General features: G+C 61.5%; 17 protein-coding genes and 1 pseudogene. 14 read left to right on the top strand and 4 right to left on the bottom strand.

Going from position 1 to position 18,148, the window contains the following annotated elements; all coding sequences use genetic code 11:
* Positions 1 to 44: 44 nt before the first annotated feature.
* Positions 45 to 578, bottom strand: a pseudogene (locus MF410_RS35150) (glycine betaine ABC transporter substrate-binding protein); the annotation flags it as partial.
* A gap of 167 nt (positions 579 to 745) precedes the next feature.
* Here MF410_RS35150 and MF410_RS35145 point away from each other — a divergent pair.
* A complete protein-coding gene (locus MF410_RS35145; protein WP_239621452.1) occupies positions 746 to 2,116 on the top strand; it encodes an FAD/NAD(P)-binding protein in 1,371 nt (456 codons plus the stop codon).
* Between the two features lie 144 nt (positions 2,117 to 2,260).
* Complete coding sequence (locus MF410_RS35140) at positions 2,261 to 2,956, top strand: GntR family transcriptional regulator (protein ID WP_097626301.1); 696 nt, start codon at positions 2,261 to 2,263, stop codon at positions 2,954 to 2,956.
* A gap of 386 nt (positions 2,957 to 3,342) precedes the next feature.
* Here MF410_RS35140 and MF410_RS35135 read toward each other — a convergent pair whose 3' ends face one another.
* A complete protein-coding gene (locus tag MF410_RS35135) occupies positions 3,343 to 3,504 on the bottom strand; it encodes a hypothetical protein (protein ID WP_239621450.1) in 162 nt (53 codons plus the stop codon).
* A gap of 432 nt (positions 3,505 to 3,936) precedes the next feature.
* Here MF410_RS35135 and MF410_RS35130 point away from each other — a divergent pair, with 432 nt between their 5' ends.
* From MF410_RS35130 to MF410_RS35075, 12 genes are all read left to right on the top strand, one after another.
* The gene (locus MF410_RS35130; RefSeq protein WP_131711294.1) at positions 3,937 to 4,539 is read left to right on the top strand and encodes an amino acid synthesis family protein; all 603 of its coding nucleotides are present in this window, start codon (positions 3,937 to 3,939) and stop codon (positions 4,537 to 4,539) included.
* 13 nt (positions 4,540 to 4,552) lie between these two features.
* Complete coding sequence (locus tag MF410_RS35125; RefSeq protein WP_131711293.1) at positions 4,553 to 5,398, top strand: alpha/beta fold hydrolase; 846 nt, start codon at positions 4,553 to 4,555, stop codon at positions 5,396 to 5,398.
* Positions 5,395 to 6,330, top strand: a complete 936-nt coding sequence (locus MF410_RS35120) for a flavin reductase family protein (RefSeq protein ID WP_222134903.1) — start codon at positions 5,395 to 5,397, stop codon at positions 6,328 to 6,330. The genes MF410_RS35125 and MF410_RS35120 overlap by 4 nt, the downstream gene beginning before the upstream one ends.
* The gene (locus tag MF410_RS35115; RefSeq protein ID WP_131711291.1) at positions 6,327 to 7,367 is read left to right on the top strand and encodes an LLM class flavin-dependent oxidoreductase; all 1,041 of its coding nucleotides are present in this window, start codon (positions 6,327 to 6,329) and stop codon (positions 7,365 to 7,367) included. Before MF410_RS35120 ends, MF410_RS35115 begins: the two co-directional genes overlap by 4 nt.
* Positions 7,368 to 7,371: 4 nt before the next feature.
* On the top strand, positions 7,372 to 8,835 hold the full coding sequence (locus MF410_RS35110; RefSeq protein WP_222134905.1) for an aldehyde dehydrogenase: 1,464 nt from the start codon (positions 7,372 to 7,374) through the stop codon (positions 8,833 to 8,835).
* A gap of 5 nt (positions 8,836 to 8,840) precedes the next feature.
* Positions 8,841 to 9,215 carry an NIPSNAP family protein gene (locus MF410_RS35105; protein ID WP_239621448.1) on the top strand — a complete coding sequence of 125 codons (375 nt, stop codon included), beginning with the start codon at positions 8,841 to 8,843 and terminating at the stop codon, positions 9,213 to 9,215.
* Positions 9,212 to 10,222, top strand: a complete 1,011-nt coding sequence (locus tag MF410_RS35100) for an ABC transporter substrate-binding protein (RefSeq protein WP_239621446.1) — start codon at positions 9,212 to 9,214, stop codon at positions 10,220 to 10,222. The genes MF410_RS35105 and MF410_RS35100 overlap by 4 nt, the downstream gene beginning before the upstream one ends.
* 113 nt (positions 10,223 to 10,335) lie before the next feature.
* On the top strand, positions 10,336 to 11,208 hold the full coding sequence (locus tag MF410_RS35095; RefSeq protein WP_064841519.1) for an ABC transporter permease: 873 nt from the start codon (positions 10,336 to 10,338) through the stop codon (positions 11,206 to 11,208).
* 1 nt (position 11,209) lies between these two features.
* Positions 11,210 to 12,010, top strand: coding sequence for an ABC transporter permease (locus MF410_RS35090; RefSeq protein WP_097626293.1), 801 nt, complete (start codon positions 11,210 to 11,212; stop codon positions 12,008 to 12,010).
* Positions 12,007 to 13,083 carry an ABC transporter ATP-binding protein gene (locus MF410_RS35085; protein ID WP_222134906.1) on the top strand — a complete coding sequence of 359 codons (1,077 nt, stop codon included), beginning with the start codon at positions 12,007 to 12,009 and terminating at the stop codon, positions 13,081 to 13,083. Before MF410_RS35090 ends, MF410_RS35085 begins: the two co-directional genes overlap by 4 nt.
* 10 nt (positions 13,084 to 13,093) lie before the next feature.
* Positions 13,094 to 14,548, top strand: coding sequence for an NAD-dependent succinate-semialdehyde dehydrogenase (locus MF410_RS35080; RefSeq protein WP_131711285.1), 1,455 nt, complete (start codon positions 13,094 to 13,096; stop codon positions 14,546 to 14,548).
* Between the two features lie 40 nt (positions 14,549 to 14,588).
* Positions 14,589 to 15,389, top strand: coding sequence for a PhnD/SsuA/transferrin family substrate-binding protein (locus MF410_RS35075; protein WP_131711284.1), 801 nt, complete (start codon positions 14,589 to 14,591; stop codon positions 15,387 to 15,389).
* A gap of 14 nt (positions 15,390 to 15,403) precedes the next feature.
* Here the strand turns inward: MF410_RS35075 and MF410_RS35070 are convergent, their stop codons facing one another.
* Both MF410_RS35070 and MF410_RS35065 read right to left on the bottom strand, forming a co-directional pair.
* Positions 15,404 to 16,933: an FAD-dependent oxidoreductase gene (locus MF410_RS35070; RefSeq protein ID WP_239621444.1), complete on the bottom strand. Its 1,530-nt coding sequence runs from the start codon at positions 16,931 to 16,933 to the stop codon at positions 15,404 to 15,406.
* Entirely contained in the window at positions 16,930 to 18,147 is a 1,218-nt protein-coding gene (locus tag MF410_RS35065) for an NAD(P)-dependent oxidoreductase (RefSeq protein WP_239621442.1), read from the bottom strand. The genes MF410_RS35070 and MF410_RS35065 overlap by 4 nt, the downstream gene beginning before the upstream one ends.
* Position 18,148 lies beyond the last annotated feature (1 nt).

The following is an 18,148-nucleotide window of genomic DNA, read 5'->3' as shown; positions in this document are numbered from 1 at the left end:
GTTCGATGCCGGCGCCACAACAGCCGCGCCGGCATCGGGGAGGATCAGTTGCTGACGCTGGTAAGCGCGTCTGCGGTGACGAAGGCGCCGTAATTTGCCAGCACGTCGGACACCTTGCCCTGCTCTTTCAGGAACGATGCGGTGTCCTTGAGGATCTTGCCGGCGCCGGCCTTTTCGCCGCCGCCGAGCCAGGCGTCCGATGCCTGAACCTCTGGGGTGAGCAGCGTCAGGTTCTTCAGGGCCGAGGCCTGTTGCTCGGCCGTTCCGCCGAGAAGCTTTGCGAGCGACTTGGCGTTGTCGCTGTCGGGACCCCAGGCTGCTTTGTCGGAGGCAAAGGAGGCGTAGTATTTGTTGATGACCGAAGCGAAGCCCTTCAGGAATTCCGGGTTCTCGGTCGCAAACGTCGAGGTGGCGACCCAGGCGGAGAATGTCGGTGCACCCTTGTCGGCCACGTCCTTGGAAGTCACCAGAACCTTTCCGTTCTTCTTGAGTTCGGTGAGCGCCGGATCCCAGACGAAGCCACCGTCGATATCGCCGCGGTTATAGCTCGCCACGATCTCCGGCTGCGGGACTGCGTAATCGTCGAGAAGGGGCTGGCGGGAGGAATAACAAACTATATTTATAGACTATAGAGATAATTGTTTTCGTGATTCTGCCGCTCGTGCGGTCCGCAGGACCGGCGAGCGACGTCAGGGCTTAAATGACGAGATGTCTCGACAGCGTTTGAAGCTTCAGGGAGAATGCATTGATATACGATGTGATCGTCGTCGGTTCCGGTTTTTCAGCGATCGCTGTGACCTGCAATCTCATCCAGCAGCTTCCCGCTTCGGCGAAGGTTGCCGTCGTCGGCGACGATCCCAGTTTCGGGCGCGGGACGGCATACCGGACGGAGCTCTATCTCCATCGCCTCAACGTTCCTGCCGGCCGCATGAGCCTGCTGCCCCACCATCCCGACGACTTTGTCGACTGGCTGAAAAGCAATGGGCGTCCGCTGCAGGCAGGCGATTTCGCCTCGCGCAGCGATTACGGGCTTTATGTCAGGGATACGCTTGCCCGGCTGCTTCGCAAGCGGGAGCGCCGTTGCCGGGTCGATTTTATCAAGGCCAAGGCGGCGGGCTGCGTGGAACGCTATACGAGCACGCTCGCGTTCCATCTCGGCAATGGCGACGAGATTGCCGGCAAAAACGTGGTGCTTTGTCTTGGCGTCGGAAACGCCAACCTTCCGGTCGATCCGACCGGCGTCCCGCCATTTTTGCGATCCCACATCGTCGAGAACCCGTGGCGGCTCTCCTGGCTGAGGCGAGTCGCGCCGTCCGATACGGTTTGTGTTCTCGGCTCCGGCCTGACGATGATCGATCAGGTTCTGGCACTTCGCGCCCATGGCCACAGAGGCAGGATCGAGGTGCTTTCGCGGCGCGGCCTGGCACCGCTCGGCCATGCAAGGACGCTGCCCGCGCCTCTGCCGATCGACGTTCACGCGCTTCCCGCTACGATCAGTGGCCTGTTGAAGATCTTGCGGGGCAAAAGCAGGGAGGTCGCCGACTGGCGAAGCGTGATGGACGGCCTGAGGCCGGTGACGCAGGCTCTCTGGCAACGGCTTTCGAACGAGGAGCGGGCCCGCTTCCTGCGCCACGCGCTTCCCTGGTGGAACATCCATCGCCACCGGGTCGCGCCCGACGTATTCGCCGGCTTCGAGAAACTGGTCTCGGACGGTTCCGTTCGCTTCCACGCCGGCTTTTTGAAATCGCTCGAGGCCAGGGAAGGCAGGCTCGTTGCCGACTATAGGATCAGGGCCAAGCGTGAGATCGCCGAAATCAAGGCGGACTGGCTGGTCAACTGCACGGGGATGGAGCGCGCCGGGATCAGCCATTCGCCGCTTCTGAAGGAAATGAGCCGGTTTCAGCTGATCGTGCCTGATCGGCTTGGCCTTGGCATTCAGGTGGATGCGGCTTCTGAGGTGACGGCTCCATCTCGAATTTCGCCGGCCCGGCTGTTTGCCGTCGGCGCCTTGACGGCGGGGCAATTCTGGGAGATCACCGCCGTCCCCGACATTCGGCTGCAGGCGAAGGCCGTGGCCGAGGAGATCGTCAGGGCAAGACCAAATTCCGGCGCATAGGCTGACAAACTCGGGATCGGCGCAGTGCTGTTGAATTGCTGGCCGCCGACAGCTAAAGTATTTGGTAGGCCATAATACGATTCCCTGAATTCGGCTGCCGCAGAAGTTGAGCCTGCGAAGTCAATCCAAACACTGAGGTACAGCATGAGCGGTGCTCTGAAGGACGCAGCAATCAGGGTGGAGCGTCCTGCGAAGACATTGCGGGAATTGGCGCTCGACAAAGTCCGCGAGGCCATCGTGAACGGATATTTTCGTCCCGGGGACCGCCTTGTCGAGCGCGACCTCTGCGCCCAGCTCGGCGTCAGCCGGACGGTGGTGCGCGAGGTTCTGAGACATCTGGAATCGGAAGGGCTCGTCGCCAATCTGCCGAACAAGGGACCGATCGTCGCCCTGCTGGATATCGAGGAAGCCAAACAGATCTATGAGATCCGCGGTGCGCTCGAAGGCATGGCGGCACGGCTATGCGCGGAGCGCGGCAGCCCCGAGATCGTCGCCGCGCTCGAGGAATCCCTGACCGCCATCCGCAACAGCTATCGCGACCAAGATATGGCGGCTGTGCTTGCCCATACCTCGTCCTTCTACCAAACGCTGTTCACCAGAGTCGACAGGCATGTCGCCTGGGGCGTTGTCAACCTCCTCACCGTGCGCATCAACCATCTGCGCTCGATGACGATCAAGACGGAAGGGCGCGGCACCGAGGGGCCGCTCCAGATGTCGAAGATTATCGACGCCATTCGCCGTGGCGACGGCGAGGGGGCTCAGCGGGCCGCGATGGATCATGTCGCGGCCGCCAGCGCAATTGCCGAGGCGGTGCTGTCCGCTCAGAAGCCTGCCGAATAGGTTGACACGTCAACCACCGCTGCCTTTGCAGGAGGCTGCCAGTGGGGGCCTCGCATCGACACTGTCGATGCCTGTCGCCTGCATCCGTAATCAGTTCCTGGCCGGCGTTGCGTCGGTCCGGAACGATTTTATCGTTCTCATGCGTTGGGAGGCTGAACAATTGCATTGGCGATTATAACTTTGCGAGACTTTAGACAATTCAACACCAGATATAGCATTGCTTTGCCATAATTTAATTTCAGCTCTTTTCATACTAAGTACCAAAGCCCGTACTCCGTGGTTTGCAACCTTTTCATATCATTTTTTATGGTGGTTGATGGTCTCGCTACCTACGAGACCCCGAGAGGCGGCAAGTAACTGACACCTGAGTAAGTCTCAGCGCGGTATCACGATGGCAAGCAGCCATCCTCCGGTGATCCGACGCCGTCGCGCGCCGAGCTCGACATACGAAGCTGTTCATCCAGGCGGCCAAGCCGCTCCACATCAAGGACGGTCGTGTCAGCCTGAAGGGGATTGAAGCTGATCTGAAAAGCAGGGGCAAGCTTCAATTGGCGCTCGTAAAACAATCTGTACATTGACCGAGTACCGAACCCGTTGCTGCATATCCAGACCCAGAGCGGTTCCGTCTCTGGAGCAGCACCTGTCAGCTACCGTATATCCGTGTCCCTTGGATGTTCAGGGCAATGAGGGGAATTCAAACTCCAAGCTTGACACCCAACTTTGCTCGATGTGATGGTATACCATAATCACTAATATCTAAGGCGGTCATAAGGGCCGGGATAATATTGGCGTTGTACGTGTCGCGTCACTACGGACGCGTCACGCCGTCCGGCTCTAGAGCTGAAGGAACAAGCGTTTCCGGGCGACGGGAGCGCACACGCCAAGCCAATCTTCGGACTTTATTTTGTCTCGGCCAAAACCAAGTTGACACACATATATTATGGTATACCATAATACCAAACAGAGAGACGAGATATTCCATGGCCATTCAAATTCGCAAGACAGGACTGCAGATTGAAACGACGCTGATCGAAGGCGGCAAGGCCGCGGCGGTGCCGCTGAAGATGTTTACCGCTTTCGCGGTCGTGAAGAACCCATGGGCGGACCAGGGCTTCGTCGAAGACCTCAAGCCCGAAATCCACGCCGGTGCACCGGTTCTCGGCGAATTGCTGGCCAAGATGATCATCGATGCGGTCGGATCCGGCGATGCCGTCGAAGCCTATGGCAAGGCCGCCGTGGTCGGCCTGGACGGTGAGATCGAACATGCCTCCGCGCTCATCCACACGCTTCGCTTTGGCAATTTTTATCGTCACGCCGTCGGCGCCAAGTCCTATCTCGCCTTCTGCAATACGCGCGGTCCCGCCAATGCGCCGATCATGATCCCGCTGATGGACAAGAACGACGAAGGTCGTCGCTCGCATTACCTGACCATCCAGACCTCGATCCCCGATGCGCCGGCCGCCAACGAGATTGTCGTGGCTCTCGGCGCGTCGGTGGGCGGGCGCCCTCATCACCGCATCGGCGACCGCTACCAGGATCTGAAAGATCTTGGGCAGGACGTCGCCAATCCCGCGGGCGTTTGAAAGGGGCTCCGAGATGCTGACAGCCGGATCGATCTCAGGCGCCGCTGCAGCAAAGAGCGTCGCCGGTGACTTGCCCCGAAGGAAGACGGCAAGCGGAACGGCCTACCACGAGGCCGGCAGCGGTAAGCCGCTGGTTCTCATTCATGGCGTCGGCATGCGGCTCGAAGCCTGGGCGCCGCAGATCACCTTTCTGTCGGCCGGCCATCGTGTCATCGCCGTCGACATGCCGGGACATGGCGAGAGCGCAAAATTGCCGGCGGGCAGCCGCCTCAATGAGTTTGTCGCCTGGTTCGGGCGTTTTCTCGACGAGATGGCAATCGATACGGTGAATGTTGCCGGCCACTCCATGGGTGCGTTGGTATCCGGAGGAGCGGCGGCGACGTTCGGCGAACGGATCAGCCGTGTCGCGTACCTTAACGGCGTTTACAAGCGCGATCCCCAAGCAAAAGCTGCCGTGCTCGCACGGGCCGCGGCCATTCCGGTGACGGGCGTGGACAAGGAAGGTCCCTTGGCTCGCTGGTTCGGCGATGACGCTGACAGCGTTGTTGCGCGGGAATTGACGCGGAAATGGCTCAACCTCGTCGATCCGGAGGGTTATGCTGTCGCTTACGCCGCCTTCGCCGGCGGCGACGAGACCTATGCCGATCGCTGGAAAGACGTGGCTGGGCCGGCCCTGTTCCTGACGGGGTCCGATGATCCGAATTCGACACCTCTGATGGCGCAGCAGATGGCGGCGCTTGCGCCGAAGGGCTGGGCCCGCATCGTCGAAGGCCATCGTCATATGGTGAACCTGACCGCGCCTGATATCGTCAATTCGCTGCTCGCCGAGTGGCTGTCGTTCGGGGAGGATGAACGATGACAATCCAGACTGTCGACCCAAGAGCATTGCGAGATGCATTCGGCGCTTTTCCCACAGGCGTGACTGTCGTCACCGCCTGCGACGGAGATGGAAATCCGATCGGCTTCACCGCGAACTCCTTCACATCGGTCTCGCTCAATCCGCCCTTGCTCCTCGTCTGCCTTGCCAAGACGTCGCGCAATTTCGCCACCATGACCGGTACGCCGCATTTTGCGATCAACGTGCTGTCGGAAACGCAGAAGGACGTGTCGAACACGTTTGCGCGGCCGGTCGAAGACAGATTTGCGGCGGTCGAATGGGCCAAGGGATCGGCCGGCTGCCCGATATTCTCGAATGTGGCCGCCTGGTTCGAATGCGCCATGGAACAGGTCGTCGAGGCTGGCGACCATGTCATCCTGATGGGCCGCATCGAATCCTTCGACAATAGCGGCCGCAATGGTCTCGGTTATGCGCGCGGCGGCTATTTCACGCCGACGCTCGCAAGCAAGGCGGTTTCCGCGGCAAGCGAAGGCAATATCGAACTCGCAGCCGTCGTCGAGCGCCGCGGAGAAGTTCTTCTGCTCGGCGACGATGTGCTCTGCCTGCCGAGCGTCGACGCTCATGATGGCAACCCGACCGAGGCGCTGCAGGAATATCTGGAGACGCTCACCGGGCTGAAGGTGAGCATCGGCTTTCTCTATTCGGTCTACGAGGGCAAGAGCGATGGGAAGCAGCATATCGTTTATCACGCCGTTGCCGGAGACGGTGAGCCGGCCGGCGGCAGGTTCGTAAAACCTGACGCCCTGGCTACGGCAAAATTCAAGACCAGCTCGACCGCCGATATCGTCAACCGCTTCGCGATGGAAAGCTCGATCGGCAATTTCGGCGTCTATTTCGGCGACGAGACCGGCGGCACCATTCATCCTATTCCAGCCAAGGGCGCAAAAGCATGAAGTTTTCCCTCTTCGTCCATATGGAACGGCTCGACGCCAACCAGAGCCATAAGAGCCTCTATGAGGAATTCGTCGCGCTCTGTGAGATCGCCGACAAAGGCGGCATGCATGCGATCTGGACGGGCGAACACCATGGCATGGATTTCACCATTGCCCCCAACCCCTTCGTGACCATTGCCGATCTCGCGCGGCGCACATCGCGGGCAAGGCTCGGGACGGGGACGGTGATCGCCCCCTTCTGGCATCCGATCAAGCTTGCCGGCGAGGCAGCCATGACCGACATCATCTGCGACGGCAGGCTCGATATCGGCATTGCGCGCGGCGCCTATTCCTTCGAATACGAACGGTTGCTGCCGGGTCTCGACGCCTGGGGTGCCGGCCAGCGCATGCGCGAGCTCATCCCGGCGGTCAAGGGCATATGGGCCGGCGACTACGCCCATGACGGGGAGTTCTTCAAGTTCCCCGCGACCACGTCGGCGCCGAAGCCGCTGCAGCAGCCGAACCCGCCGATCTGGGTCGCTGCGCGCGATCCGAACTCGCATGAATTTGCCGTCGCGAACGGCTGCAACGTCCAGGTCACGCCGCTCTGGCAGGGCGATGACGAGGTCCAGTCGCTGATGGACCGTTTCAACGATGCCTGCGCCAAGAATCCCGATGTCGAGCGGCCGAAGATCATGCTTTTGCGCCACACCTATGTCGGCTCGTCGGAAGAAGACGTCGCCCAGGCCGCCCATGAACTCAGCGTCTACTACAACTATTTCTTCGCCTGGTTCAAGAATGAGAAGCCGGTGACCCAGGGCCTGATCGAACGGATTCCGGACGAGCAGATCCGCGCCAACGCCATGCTGTCGGACGAGGTCATGCGCACCAACAACGTCGTTGGCGACGCCGAAACCGTCATCCGCAGGCTCAAGGCCTATGAAGCGCTCGGCTATGACGAATATTCCTTCTGGATCGACACCGGCATGAGTTTCGAGCGCAAGAAGGCGTCGCTCGAGCGCTTCATCGCCGAGGTCATGCCGGCATTTCAGGAGTAGCACCATGCGGCGTTTCCAGCATTACATCGACGGCGAATTCTCGGATGGCGAAGCGAGCTATCCGAGCATCGATCCGGCCACCGGTGCGGTCTGGGCTGAAATGCCCGAAGCGCGAGAGGGCGATGTCGATCGGGCCGTGAACGCTGCCGAGAGGGCGCTTTATGATGGCCCCTGGGCGAAGATGACGGCCACGCAGCGCGGCAAGCTGCTCTACAAGCTCGCCGACCTCGTCACTGCCAACGCGCAGGTCCTCGCGGAACTGGAAACACGCGACACCGGTAAGATCATCCGCGAAACATCCGCGCAGATCGCCTATGTCGCTGAATATTATCGCTATTATGCCGGCATATCAGACAAGATCGAAGGCTCCTATCTGCCGATCGACAAACCCGACATGGATGTCTGGCTTCGCCGCGAGCCGATCGGCGTCGTTGCGATGGTCGTGCCGTGGAACAGCCAGCTCTTCCTGTCGGCGGTCAAGGTCGGCCCGGCGCTCGCCGCCGGCTGCACCATGGTGGTCAAGGCCTCGGAAGACGGGCCGGCGCCACTGCTTGAATTTGCCCGTCTCGTGCACGAAGCTGGCTTTCCCGCCGGCGTCGTCAACATCATCACCGGTTTCGGCCCCTCCTGCGGTGCGGCTCTTGGCCGTCACCCGAAGGTCGCCCATGTCGCCTTCACCGGCGGCCCGGAAACCGCCCGGCACGTCGTTCGCAACTCGGCCGAAAACCTCGCCTCCACCTCGCTCGAACTCGGCGGCAAGTCGCCCTTCATCGTCTTTGCCGACGCCGACCTCGACAGTGCCGCCAACGCCCAGGTCGCCGGCATTTTCGCAGCGACCGGGCAGAGCTGCGTTGCCGGATCTAGGCTGATCGTCGAACGCTGCGTCAAGGACAAATTCGTCGCCCTGCTGCGGGAGAAGGCCGAGGCGATCCGGATCGGCGCGCCGCTCGACATGACGACCGAGGTCGGCCCCCTTGCTACCCGGCGCCAGCAGGACAATATCGGTGCACTCGTTACCAGGTCGGTCGAAAGCGGCGCCCGTCTCGTTACCGGCGGACGCAAAATCGATGGTGAAGGCTTTTACTTCCCGCCGACGATCCTCGATTGCGACAATGTCGCTTCGCCGTCGCTGATCGAGGAGTTCTTCGGGCCGGTCCTTTCCGTCGTCTCGTTCGAGACCGAGGCAGAGGCGCTGAGGCTTGCCAACGACACCCGCTATGGCCTGGCCTCCGGCATCTTCACGCAGAACCTGACCCGGGCGCACCGGCTGATGAAGGGCATCCGTGCCGGCATCGTCTGGGTCAACACCTACCGCGCCGTCTCGCCGATCGCGCCCTTCGGCGGCTTCGGCCTGTCGGGCCACGGCAGGGAAGGCGGCATGGCCGCGGCGCTCGACTACACCCGCACCAAGACGATCTGGCTCCGGACCTCGGACGATCCGATCCCCGATCCCTTCGTGATGAGGTGATGCCGATGTTTTACGAAATCCGCACCTACCGGCTGAAGAACGGAACGATCCCGCAATATCTCAAGGTCGTCGAGGAAGAGGGCATCGAGATCCAGAAAAGCCATCTCGGCACGCTGGTCGGCTACTTCTTCTCGGAGATCGGCACGATCAACGAGATCGTCCACATCTGGGCCTTTGCGAGCCTGGATGATCGGGAGGCGAGACGCCAGAGGCTGATGGCCGACCCACGGTGGCAGGCCTTCCTGCCCAAGATTCGCGACCTCATCGAGGTGGCGGAAAACAAGATTATGAAGCCAGCAAGCTTCTCCCCCGGAGCGAGCAGCACTGACGACATAAGGAATACCCGCAGGACAAACCAGAACAGGGATAAGGGAACATGAAAACGACATTTGCTTTCGCGGCGGTTGCCGCATTCATCGCAGTCTCCGCGCCGGCATACGCCGACAACATGGTCTTCTCGAGCTGGGGTGGAACGACCCAGGATGCACAGAAGGCGGCATGGGCGAGCCCCTTCACCGAAAAGACCGGCATCACCGTCGTGCAGGATGGCCCGACCGACTACGGCAAGCTAAAGGCCATGGTCGAGGCCGGCGAAGTCACCTGGGACGTCGTCGACGTTGAGGGCGACTATGCCGCCCAGGCCGGCAAGAACGGCCAGCTCGAGAAGCTCGACTTCTCCGTCATCGATAAATCCAAGCTCGATCCGCGCTTCGTCACCGACTATTCGGTCGGCAGCTTCTATTATTCCTTCGTCATCGGCTGCAATGCCGACGCCGTCAAAGCCTGCCCGAAAACATGGGCAGACCTGTTCGACACCGCGAAGTTCCCCGGCAAACGCACATTCTACAAGTGGTCGGCTCCCGGCGTGATCGAAGCCGCGCTGCTCGCCGACGGCGTGCCTGCCGACAAGCTCTATCCGCTGGACCTCGACCGCGCCTTCAAGAAGCTCGACACGATCAAATCGGACATCATCTGGTGGTCAGGCGGCGCCCAGTCGCAGCAGCTGCTCGCATCCGCCGAGGCACCCTTCGGCAGCGTCTGGAACGGCCGCATGACGGCGCTTGCTGCGACCGGCATCAAGGTGGAAACCTCCTGGGAACAGAACATCACCGCTGCCGATGCGCTCGTCGTGCCGAAGGGCTCGCCGAATGTCGAAGCTGCGATGAAGTTCATTGCACTGGCGACCTCGGCCGAACCGCAGGTCGCCCTGGCAAAGGCCACCGGATATGCGCCGATCAATGTCGACTCGGCCAAGCTGATGGACCCGGAAACGGCCAAGACCTTGCCGGATCAGCAGACCGCAAGCCAGGTCAATGCCGATATGACCTACTGGGCTGATAATCGCGATGCCATCGGCGAGAAATGGTACGCTTGGCAGGCGAAATAAGCTGAAGCTTGAGATCAACGGGCACGGCGAAGGTCGCCGTGCCCCCCGCAGCGCCAGTGCCAATCGGTTGCACCTATGCGCCTCGCGGAAATTGACGGGTGGGAAGGACTGTCATGTCGACGTTTAGCGATGCCTCCGGCGTAATTGCGCCCTTGCCGAAGATACGCAGGCCAACAGGTTTCAGCGGGGTCGTTCCGGCTTTCGCCTTCGTCGGTATCTTTTTCGTCGTGCCGGTAGCGATACTGCTGTTGCGAAGCGTGCTGGAACCCGTGCCGGGTCTGGGAAACTATGCGCAACTGATCGGGTCATCGACCTATCTGAAGATTTTCGCCAACACCTTCATCGTCTCGGGTCTCGTCACGGTGATTTCGCTCGCGATCGGTTTTCCCGTCGCCTGGGCGCTGGCAATCATGCCCGGCCGGCTGACCTCGGTGATCTTTGCGATCCTGCTGCTGTCGATGTGGACCAACCTCTTGGCCCGCACCTATGCCTGGATGGTGCTCCTGCAGAGGACGGGGCTGATCAACAAGATGCTGATGGGAATGGGCCTGATCGACCAGCCGCTGGCGCTCGTCAACAATCTGACCGGTGTCACGATCGGCATGACTTATATCATGCTGCCTTTTATCATCTTGCCGCTCTATGGCGTGATCAAGAAGATAGACCCGTCGACCCTGCAGGCGGCCGCCCTTTGTGGCGCCAACCGCTGGCAGTGCCTGACGCGGGTTCTGCTGCCGCTGGCGATGCCCGGCATGGCGGCGGGCGCCCTGATGGTCTTCGTCATGTCACTTGGTTATTTCGTCACGCCCTCGCTTCTCGGCGGCACTGCCAACATGATGCTCGCGGAGCTGATCGCGCAGTTCGTGCAGTCGCTGGTCAACTGGGGAATGGGGGGCGCTGCGGCGCTGGTCCTTCTGGTGGTGACGCTCTCGCTTTATGCCGTGCAGTTGCGCTTCTTCGGCAATCAAAACCCGGGAGGACGTTGACATGCTGCTCAATTTCGACCGTCTCGGCTGGTGGAAATACGTCCTTCTCGGCATAACGCTTCTGACCGCAGCCTTCCTGCTGCTGCCGATCGTGTTCATCGCGGCGCTGTCCTTCGGCTCCTCGCAGTGGCTGATCTTTCCGCCGCCGGGCTGGACGTTTCAGTGGTACAGCGAACTCTTTGCCGACCCGCGCTGGCTGGAATCGGCTTTGACGAGCCTCAAGATCGCGGTCATCGTGACGATCTTGTCGGTGCTGCTCGGGCTTGTGACATCCTTCGGGCTGGTGCGTGGTTCGTTCATGTTCCGGGATGCGCTGAAAGCGCTGTTCCTGACGCCGATGATCCTTCCGGTCGTGGTTCTGGCGGTCGCCCTCTACGCCTTCTTTCTCAGGATCGGCCTTGGCGGCACGCTGACGGGCTTCGTCATTTCGCATCTCGTGCTGGCACTGCCCTTCTCGATCCTGTCCATCTCGAGTGCCCTGGAAGGCTTCGACAAGTCGATCGAGGACGCGGCCGTGCTCTGCGGCGCCTCGCCTTTGGAAGCGAAGATCAGGGTCACCCTTCCGGCAATCAGCCACGGGTTGTTTTCGGCGGCCGTCTTCTCGTTCCTGACATCCTGGGACGAGGTGGTGGTGGCGATCTTCATGTCCAGCCCGACCCTGCAGACGCTGCCCGTGAAGGTATGGGCGACGCTCAGGCAAGACCTGACGCCGGTTGTCGCCGCCGCATCGACCCTTCTCATCCTTTTGACGATCATCTTGATGGCGCTGGTTGCCGTCGTGCGTAAGGTACTGAAACAATGAACGAACCATTCCTTCAGATCCGCGGAATACGCAAGGAATACGGCCCTGTGGTCGCCGTACATGATGTTACCCTCGACGTTCGGCGCGGGGAGTTCCTGACCTTTCTCGGGCCATCGGGATCGGGCAAGAGCACGACGCTGTACATCCTGGCGGGATTTGACAATCCGACGAAAGGTGACATTACGCTGGAGGGCAAGACCCTGCTCGCCACGCCGTCGCACAAGCGCAACATCGGCATGGTGTTCCAGCGCTACACGCTGTTCCCGCATCTGACGGTGGGTGAAAACATCGCCTTTCCGCTGAAGGTCCGGCGCAAATCGAAGGCCGAGATCGACAGCAAGGTGAAGGAGATGCTGCGCCTCGTCCGTCTCGAAGGCTTCGAGGATCGCAAGCCCGCGCAAATGTCCGGCGGCCAGCAGCAGCGCGTCGCGCTTGCCAGAGCCCTTGCCTATGATCCGCCGGTGCTTCTGATGGACGAGCCGCTGTCTGCGCTCGACAAGAAGCTGCGCGAGGAAATCCAGCATGAGATCCGTCGCATCCACCAGCAGACCGAAGTGACGATCCTTTATGTCACACACGACCAGGAAGAGGCACTGCGGCTCTCCGACCGCATCGCTGTCTTTTCCAAGGGGGTCATCGACCAGATCGGCACCGGCCCCGAACTCTACGCCAATCCGAAGACCCGCTTCGTTGCCGAATTCATCGGCGACAGCGACTTCATTTCCTGTGACCTGCTGTCGTCATCCGACGGACAGGCCACGATTTCGCTAGGCCGCGGAACCGTCTTCAACAGCATTCCGGTGCATGGAAAAGGCGCTGCCGGCACAAAAGCAGCCTTGATGCTGAGGCCGGAGCGCATTCGGCTGTCGCGCGCTCATGCGGGAGTGGGTCTCGCCGCGACTGTCAGCGACATTACTTTCCTCGGCAACAATATTCACGTTTCCACCGAAATGGCCAACGGCGAGGCGCTGGCGGTTCGCCTGCCGTTCGGCCACGATGCGATCACCGGGCTCAGCCGCGGTGACACGGTGCATCTGGATTTCGATCCGGGTGCGGCCCACGTATTCTGTTGAAAGTCATCCTATGAAGCTTAATGATCCCTCGCTGTTCCGTCAGGCATGCCCGGTCGGCGGCCGCTGGATCGAAGCGGAAGGCCGCCAGGCGACGACTGTGCGCAATCCGGCAACCGGCGAGCCGCTCGGTGCGGTCCCCGACCTCGGGGCGGCGGAAACGGAAGAGGCCATCGCCGCCGCCGTCATTGCCCAGAAGCTTTGGGCGAAGAAGACCGCCGGCGAACGCGCCGCCGTTCTCAAGGCATGGCACCGCCTGATGATCGAAAACCGCGACGATCTGGCGATGATCCTGACGCTGGAGCAGGGAAAACCGCTCACTGAGGCTAAGGGAGAGATCACCTATGGCGCGAGCTTCATCGAATGGTTCGCCGAGGAGGCAAGACGCATCAACGGCGAGACCATACCGGGACATCAACCGGATAAGCGCATCCTCGTGCTGCGTCAGCCGGCAGGCGTGGTGGCGGCGATCACGCCCTGGAACTTTCCAAATGCGATGATCACCCGCAAGGTGGGCCCGGCCCTTGCCGCCGGCTGCGCCGTCGTTCTCAAGCCGGCGCCGCAGACGCCGTTCTCGGCAATCGCCATCGCCATTCTTGCAGAGCGCGCCGGCCTGCCGGCAGGCCTGCTCAACATCGTGACCGGTGATGCTGCCGCAATTGGCGGGACGCTGACGGCAAGCCGTGACATCCGGGTCCTGACCTTCACCGGTTCCACCCGGACGGGCGAGCTGCTTTACCGGCAATGCGCGCCGACGATCAAAAAGCTCGGCCTCGAGCTTGGCGGCAATGCACCCTTCATCGTCTTCGACGATGCTGATCTCGACGCGGCCGTCGAAGGCGCAATCATCGCCAAGTTCCGCAATAATGGCCAGACCTGCGTCTGCGCCAACCGGCTCTATGTCCAGGACGGCGTCTATGAGGCCTTTGCCGCCAAGCTGGCGACGGCCGTTTCGGCACTGAAGGTTGGCAATGGCCTGGAGCGCGATGTCGTGCTCGGCCCGCTCATCGACGAAAACGCCGTTGCCAAGATCGAAGCCCATATCGGCGATGCCGTCTCTAGGGGCGCCCGGATTGTTTCAGGCGGCAAGCGCCATGCGCTTGGCGGCCATTTCTTCGAACCGACCGTTCTCCGCGATGTCGCGGCCGGCATGCAGGTCGCCCGCGAGGAAACCTTCGGACCTCTTGCGCCGCTCTTTCGTTTCCGCGACGAAGAGGACGTCATTGAACAAGCAAATGACACCGAATTCGGGCTTGCCTCTTATTTCTATGCACGCGATCTGTCGCGGGTCTTCCGTGTCGCTGAAGCGCTCGAATATGGGATGGTCGGCGTCAATACCGGTCTGGTCTCCACCGCCGAGGCGCCGTTCGGCGGTGTCAAAATGTCGGGTCTCGGTCGCGAAGGCTCCAGGCACGGGTTGGACGAGTATACCGAACTCAAGTATGTATGCCTGGGCGGCATTGCCTGACTTGGTCGACATTTGCGCATGCCGCAAAAGAAAGACCAGCATGCAATTCGCCAGCATAGCGATGTATCTCACACCCCAGCCGCTTGCAGATGCGACGGCCAAGCTCTGGTCGTTCCTCCGGCATTATCTCTCGCAGGCCGGCCTGACGGACCTGCCCGAAACGCTCGATCGGACGCTGCCCTATGACGAGGCCTGGCTGAGATCGGATCTTCTCCTTTCGCAGACCTGCGGCTATCCCTTTGCCAGCCGCCTGCGCGGCAAAGTTCGCCTGGTTGCGACACCGGTCTATGATCATCCCGGCTGCGACGGTCCGCTGATGCGCAGCTTCATCATCGTCCGCACGGGTTCTTCCCTTCGCACGCTGGAGGATCTGCGCGGCACCACGGCTGCAATCAACAGCCCCGACAGCAATTCCGGCAGCAATCTCTTTCGCGCGGCCGTCGCTCCGCGTGCCCGCGAAGGCCGTTTCTTCGGGCGGATCATCGAAACCGGCAGCCATGGCAACAGCATCGCTGCCGTCGTCGAGGGCAGGGCGGATAGCGCGGCCATCGATTGCATCACCTATGGCAATATTCGCCGTTTCAATCCCGGCCATGTCGACGGGGTCCGCATCATCGCCGAAACGCCGAAAGGCCCAGGACTGCCGCTCGTAACTTCAGGCGATGCTTCGGACGAGAGGGTCCTTCTCCTGCGCCGTGCGCTGACCGCCGCTGTCAAGGAGCCACCGCTGGCGGCGACGCGGGCCACGCTCGGCCTCGTTGATTTCGCGGTGCTTTCCGAAGCCGACTACGAGCCGCTTCTCTCATTGGCCGGCGACGCATTGCCGCAATTAACGGCTTGAAGAGGCGGCGGACTTCACTGCGCCGCAGGTGCTTCCAATGCGGCAAGACGATGGGCGATGCGATCGGCATTGGCCATGATCGTCATGGTGATGTATTTCGAGGACAGATCGGGAAGAATGGAGCCGTCGACGACGTAAAGACCCGGGTGGAGATTTAACTCGCCGTCCGAGGAGGTGCCGAAGGGGCCGGCTTCGCCCATAGGCAGAGTGCCGGCGAAATGGGCGTCGATACCGGGCTCCGCCAGTGATGCGCCCGGGAGCTGAATAAGCCCCAGCCGTTTCCATTCCCGGCGAAGCGCTTTTTTCAAAGCCTCGGCGCGGATTTCGAAACCGTCCGTGAAACCGCCGCGGACGGTCAGCCCTTTTTTCGCCGTTGCATCCCGGTGAATGTAGCTCCGGCTTTGATCGCCGGGATAGTAGATCGTCGCGACGAGAAGGCTGCCGGCGATCAGTTCGAAGGCGGCTCGCCCGGCCTTTCGGCCGAGCGGCATCCTGTTGACGAAACTCTGCACCGGCAGGGAACCGACTTCATAGATCGCGCCCGTCACGTAATCGGATGCGCCGTCGCCATAGCGCAGTGACAATCCGAGTTGCGCAAGACTGTGCGTCGGCGTCGTCGAACGCAGCAATCTCGCGGGAGAGAGCAGAGGGATGGCCAGTGTGGGGCTGTTCAGGAGACGCAGTCCCTGCTGGCCGATCGGCAGAAGATCGGTGAGCAGGGCGGCCGTTCCGAGAACTCCTGCGGCAAGAATGATCCGCGGTGCGGAAAATGACGACCCATCGGCCGTTTTGACCGTCCAGCCCAAGTCCCGTGTCAACGAGACAGCCCGCCTGTTGTCGAGCAAACGAAAATGCGGCGACTTTCGTAAGAGCAGCAGATCGTGCCTGCTGTTATAGATCGCGCCGCTGGGGCAGCCATAGAGACAGTCGCCCCGCAGATCGCACGCCGCCCGTCCGGGCCTCGCCTCGGAGAGTATCGCATTGACGGCGGCAAATAGCCGAAACGATCCATCCGCCGGTTTTGCAGCCTTGTGCCGACGAAGAACATGGGCGGCGGTCGCGCCAAACGGCAAGACGGCCTCGCCATCGGCGCCGGTCGTGAGATCGGCGTTGGTGCTGATCCCGATGCGTTGGGCGACCCGCTCGTAAGAGCTCTGCAGGGACGCGAGGTCGATCGGCCAATCGGCGATATCCCCAGCGTCGAGATAGCTGATTTGCGCACCCCAGATATTGGAGAGCCCGCCGCGCGCGAGACTGCCGATCGGTTTGAAGCCATTGCCCGATATTCCGGCGTCGCGTTGGAATCGTTCGAGAATCCCGCGTGATACAGGAGTCTGCAGTTTCGGCGAGCTGCCGTCGTCGACGCGCAGCGATTCCAGATCGCTTCCCAGGACACGGACGCTGCGGTTTTCCTCCTGCAATCCCAAGTCATCGCCGGCATCAAGCATCAGAACGCGGCGGCCGGCCACTATCAGCGGAAACGCAGCGGAGACGCCTGCAGGGCCGCTGCCGATGATGATGAAGTCGGCATCGGGCGCATTCATCGATATGTCCCGGCCAAAAGCGCGCGGAGCGGAAACAACAGGACATCGCCGGCGATGGTCAATGCTGCGCCGAAAAACCCGGCCTTTGGGCCTGCATGCCTTTCCGGTTCGCTCGCGAGGTCCGCCAGATAGAGGGCTCGCGCGAGACGATGCTGCGTCCGACTGGCCGGCGGCTCGAAGAACGCCAGCAGGCGCGGATGCCTGATCACGGTTGTGGAAAGGCCGAGCGGCGACAGCCCTTCACGCCGAAGCCCTTCGCAGAGCCGCTGGAGCTGCATTTCGGTCGGCGCGATGCCGAGATATCGCAGCAGAGCCTGCGCCTCGCTGCGCGAATGATCCTTGCCTGTTTGGCTGAATTCGCCAGCAAGCGCAGTCATCGGGTCAGCCAGGTTCAATTTCAGCAGTCTGAGGCTCTCGCCGCTTTCCATGGGAGCGGCACCCGCAAGCCCCAGGACGCGCTCCGGATCGACCGTCGGGATCAACGGCACGAGCTTGGTCATGCGGCAGGCAAAGAGGGCGGCGGCCAGGGGGATCGGTATGAAATGGAGATTGCCCTTGCCCTGACTGCGGCGAAGCATTCTGAGCCATGCGGCAAAGCTTATCGGCTTTTGCTGCGCAAGCACGAAGGTCTGCGGGGGCTGGCTCTCCTGGGTCGCCAGCGCCAGCAGACCTTCGGCGACTTCGTCGAGATGAATCGGTTGGACCTCGCGGCTGAGCCCGATCATCGGCAGAAGCGGACTTAGAGCGGCCAACTTGGCCATCAGTCCGTACATGGCGGTACGTGGTCCACCATAGACGAGCCCTATTCGTGCAACGCGAACGATCGGCGCTGCGGGGCTGGCAGCCAAATGCTGTTCGATCCTGAATTTGGTGCGGCCGTAAACATTGAGCGCCTCCCGCCGGGACGAAGTGGAGGAGGAAAAGACGAAACGCGGCACGCCGGCTGTCTTTGCGGCCTCCGCCAATCTCACCGTGCCGGATATATTGATGTTGTCTTCTTCGGCGGCCTCCGGCTCGGTGGCCCAGGAATGCGCGAGATGGACGATTCCCACCGCCCCTTCCAGGTCGGAGGCAGCAGGCGCATCACCGATGCGCCATTTGGCTCCGGACCGCCGGCCGAGTTCAACCACCTCGAAGCCGCGCTCACGCGCCATCGCTGCCAGTCTTGCGCCGATATAGCCGGTCGATCCCGTGATGATGAGACGCGGTGCCATT

The sequence above is a fragment of the Rhizobium sp. C104 genome (assembly GCF_022354505.1).
GTDB lineage: Bacteria > Pseudomonadota > Alphaproteobacteria > Rhizobiales > Rhizobiaceae > Rhizobium > Rhizobium redzepovicii.
The sequence above is the reverse complement of the archived record's forward strand: the minus strand, read 5'-3'. Positions and strand labels throughout refer to the sequence as shown.

Bases quoted from the DNA above. Each gene is read 5' to 3' on its own strand.
- MF410_RS35140 (WP_097626301.1), top strand. From the start codon at position 2,261: ATGAGCGGTGCTCTGAAGGACGCAGCAATCAGGGTGGAGCGTCCTGCG.
- MF410_RS35130 (WP_131711294.1), top strand. From the start codon at position 3,937: ATGGCCATTCAAATTCGCAAGACAGGACTGCAGATTGAAACGACGCTG.
- MF410_RS35125 (WP_131711293.1), top strand. From the start codon at position 4,553: ATGCTGACAGCCGGATCGATCTCAGGCGCCGCTGCAGCAAAGAGCGTC.
- MF410_RS35120 (WP_222134903.1), top strand. From the start codon at position 5,395: ATGACAATCCAGACTGTCGACCCAAGAGCATTGCGAGATGCATTCGGC.
- MF410_RS35115 (WP_131711291.1), top strand. From the start codon at position 6,327: ATGAAGTTTTCCCTCTTCGTCCATATGGAACGGCTCGACGCCAACCAG.
- MF410_RS35110 (WP_222134905.1), top strand. From the start codon at position 7,372: ATGCGGCGTTTCCAGCATTACATCGACGGCGAATTCTCGGATGGCGAA.
- MF410_RS35105 (WP_239621448.1), top strand. From the start codon at position 8,841: ATGTTTTACGAAATCCGCACCTACCGGCTGAAGAACGGAACGATCCCG.
- MF410_RS35100 (WP_239621446.1), top strand. From the start codon at position 9,212: ATGAAAACGACATTTGCTTTCGCGGCGGTTGCCGCATTCATCGCAGTC.
- MF410_RS35095 (WP_064841519.1), top strand. From the start codon at position 10,336: ATGTCGACGTTTAGCGATGCCTCCGGCGTAATTGCGCCCTTGCCGAAG.
- MF410_RS35090 (WP_097626293.1), top strand. From the start codon at position 11,210: ATGCTGCTCAATTTCGACCGTCTCGGCTGGTGGAAATACGTCCTTCTC.
- MF410_RS35085 (WP_222134906.1), top strand. From the start codon at position 12,007: ATGAACGAACCATTCCTTCAGATCCGCGGAATACGCAAGGAATACGGC.
- MF410_RS35080 (WP_131711285.1), top strand. From the start codon at position 13,094: ATGAAGCTTAATGATCCCTCGCTGTTCCGTCAGGCATGCCCGGTCGGC.
- MF410_RS35075 (WP_131711284.1), top strand. From the start codon at position 14,589: ATGCAATTCGCCAGCATAGCGATGTATCTCACACCCCAGCCGCTTGCA.
- MF410_RS35070 (WP_239621444.1), bottom strand. From the start codon at position 16,933: ATGAATGCGCCCGATGCCGACTTCATCATCATCGGCAGCGGCCCTGCA.
- MF410_RS35065 (WP_239621442.1), bottom strand. From the start codon at position 18,147: ATGGCACCGCGTCTCATCATCACGGGATCGACCGGCTATATCGGCGCA.